The organism is Microbacterium sp. UBA3394, from assembly GCF_002358725.1.
In the GTDB taxonomy this organism is placed as follows: domain Bacteria; phylum Actinomycetota; class Actinomycetes; order Actinomycetales; family Microbacteriaceae; genus Microbacterium; species Microbacterium luteum.
The window spans coordinates 1-2929 of record NZ_DEPK01000049.1; the positions used below are offsets into that span (position 1 = coordinate 1).

3 protein-coding genes are annotated in these 2929 nt (G+C 70.7%); 1 reads left to right on the top strand and 2 read right to left on the bottom strand.

Features of this window, described 5'->3' with window-relative positions:
• Positions 1-926 (bottom strand): stage II sporulation protein M (locus tag B4E30_RS02535; RefSeq protein WP_286793344.1); only part of this gene is annotated, 926 nt, incomplete at its 3' end.
• A 16-nt stretch (positions 927-942) separates the two neighbouring features.
• Here B4E30_RS02535 and B4E30_RS02540 point away from each other — a divergent pair.
• The gene (locus tag B4E30_RS02540) at positions 943-1764 is read left to right on the top strand and encodes an RDD family protein (protein WP_286793345.1); all 822 of its coding nucleotides are present in this window, start codon (positions 943-945) and stop codon (positions 1762-1764) included.
• A 426-nt stretch (positions 1765-2190) separates the two neighbouring features.
• On the opposite strand, the gene B4E30_RS02545 is transcribed toward B4E30_RS02540, so the two are convergent.
• A partial coding sequence (locus B4E30_RS02545; RefSeq protein WP_286793346.1) for an adenosylhomocysteinase occupies positions 2191-2929 on the bottom strand: 739 nt, incomplete at its 5' end.

The following is a 2929-nucleotide window of genomic DNA, read 5'->3' on the forward strand; positions in this document are numbered from 1 at the left end:
GCCCGCCCTCCCACGACGACCATGTAGAACACGAAGGCGCCGAGCGCGAGCGCTCCGATGCCGATCTTGACCGGCCACGGCCACGGCTGCGCGGTGACGAAGCCCTCGATGAGACCGGCGACGGCGAGCGCCAGAACGAGCCCGAGCGCGACGGTCGCGAGCGAGCGCCCCGCCTCGGCGAGCGCCTGCCCACGGGAACGCCGTCCGGGCGCGACCCAGGCCCAGAAGATGTGCAGCCCGGCGGCGCCCGCGACGAAGATGCAGGTCAGCTCCAGCAGGCCGTGCGGGAGGATGTAGAGCACGAACACGTCACCACGGCCGAAAGCGAACATGATCGCGGCGGCCGTGCCCACGCCCACCGCGTTCTGCACGAGCACCATGATCGGCCAGATGCCGGTGATGCCGAACATCACGCACTGCGCGGCGATCCACGCGTTGTTGGTCCAGACGGTGCCGGCGAAGACCGCCGCGGGATTCTCGGAGTAGTACTCGGCGAAGTCGTTATCGGCGTACTGCTCCAGCGCCGCCTGAGGTCCGAGACTCGCAACAAGCGCCGGGTCGGCGGCGACCCATGCCGCCACGATCGCGCCCACGGCGACGAAGGCGACCGCGATGACCAGCGTCGTCCATCGCAGCCGGTGGAGCGCCGCCGGCAGCTGCAGGGCGAAGAAGCGCGGGATCTGCCGCAGCACGTTCTCGGGAGCACCGGTCAGGCGCAGACGCGCCCGGGAGAGCATCGTCGAGACGTGGTCGCCGTGCGGGGTGCGACCGGCCGAGGTCTTGATGTCGGCGAGGTCCGCGCTGGCCGACCGGTATCGCGTGACGAGCTCGTCGACCTCGTCGCCGGTGGGCCGGCGCGTGCGGCTGAGCGCGTCCAGGCGGTCCCATTCCTCGCGCCGGGCGGCAGTCAGGGCGTCGAGGTCCACCTGGTTAACTGTACCCATGAGCACGCCGGCGCCGACCGTGGTCGAGATCCAGCAGGACGAGGTGCTCACCGGTGAGGCCGTCGCTCTCGACGTGCAGCCGGTCGGCTTCTTCCTGCGGGCGCTCAGCGCCCTGATCGACGTGCTCGTCGGTATCGCGGTGCTCCTGCTGTTCGTGGCGATCGTCGGATGGCTCGGGAGCCTCGGGATGCTCGACACCGACGTGCTCCCCATCGTGACGATCGTCGTCGCCGTGCTGGTGATGGTTGTCATCCCGACCACGGTCGAGACGGCCACGCGGGGTCGCAGTCTCGGCCGACTCGCCGTCGGCGCGCGGGTCGTGCGCATCGACGGCGGCGCATCCGGATTCCGGCAGGCCTTCATCCGCGCTCTCACCGGAGTGCTGGAGATCTGGCTTACCTTGGGTGCGCTCGCCGCCGTCGTCGGCGCGTTCACACCACGCTCCCAGCGCCTGGGCGACCTGCTGGCCGGCACCTATGCGGAGCGCACGCGCACGCCGCCGCTGCCCGCGCCGGCACCGGGCGTGCCATCCTCGCTCCTGTCGTGGGCGGAGACCGCCGACGTCGCTCACCTTCCGCCCGGCTTCTCCCGGCGCATGGCGCAGTTCGTGCGGCAGGCCGAGCACATGATGCCGGGCGCGCGCAGCCGCGTCGCCCTGTCACTCGCCGAGGAGGCCGCCTCCCACGTCTCCCCCGTGCCGCATGCCGACCCGGAGACGTTCGTGCGCGCCGTCGTCGCCGTCCGCCGCGACCGCGAGCTGCGCGCTCTGGAGCTGCAGTCGCAGCGTGTGGCCCGCCTCACCCGCGGCCTCGGCGCCTGACGGCCCCAGCGACCGCCTCGGCCCCGGCGGGCGCCCGCCCCGGCCCGGGCCCCATCAGGTTTTGGGACATGCCCCAGGCCACACCGCATCCATGTCCCAAAATCTGCGCTCATTCGGCGCCAGACCGACCGAAACTGGGACATGCTCCGCGGCGCATCGCCTAAGGCCCAACCACACCCATGTCCCACTTTCTGCGCTCATTCGGCGCCAAACCAGCAGAAACTGGGACACGCTCCAGGCCGAACCACATCCATGTCCCAATATCTGCGCTCATTCCGCGCCAAACGGACAGAAAGTGGGACATGCAGCGGCAGCGGCGTGGAGGCCGGGGCCGCGTGCACGGCAGCGGCGCGCTCCCCGCGGCGCGCACCGCGGCAAGCGCACCCGCGCGGGCTCGGCCTGCGGCACCACCCCGGGCGGGGCACGTCAGTAGCGGTAGTGGCCCAGCTTGTAGGGGCCCTCGACCGGAACCCCCAGGTAGGCAGCCTGCGCCTCGGTCAGCTCGGTGAGCTCGACACCGAGTGCGTCGAGGTGCAGGCGGGCGACCTTCTCATCGAGCACCTTCGGCAGCACGTAGACGCCGAGGGGGTACTGCTCCGGGCGCAGGTAGAGCTCGATCTGCGCGAGAACCTGGTTGGTGAACGAGGCGCTCATGACGAACGAGGGATGCCCGGTGGCGTTGCCGAGGTTCAGCAGGCGCCCTTCGCTCAGCACCAGCACGCTGCGGCCGTTCGGCAGACGCCACTCGTGCACCTGCGGCTTGATCTCGACCTTCTCGACGCCCTCTAGAGCCTCGAGCCCGGCCATGTCGATCTCGTTGTCGAAGTGACCGACGTTGCCGACGACGGCGAGGTGCTTGAGGCCGAGGAGGTGCTCCGCCGTCACGACGTCGCGGTTGCCCGTGCCGGTGATCACGATGTCGACGTCGCCGACGATGGTGTCCAGGCGCGCGACCTGGTATCCGTCCATGGCGGCCTGGAGCGCGCAGATGGGGTCGACCTCGCCGATGATGACGCGGGCGCCCTGACCACGGAGGGCCTCGGCGGCACCCTTGCCCACATCGCCGTAGCCGGCGACGAACGCGACCTTGCCGCCCATGAGCACGTCCGTCGCCCGGTTGATGCCATCGGGCAGCGAGTGACGGATGCCGTAGACGTTGTCGAAC

Coding starts and splice junctions, on each gene's coding strand:
- B4E30_RS02540 (WP_286793345.1), top strand. CDS start 943: ATGAGCACGCCGGCGCCGACCGTGGTCGAGATCCAGCAGGACGAGGTG.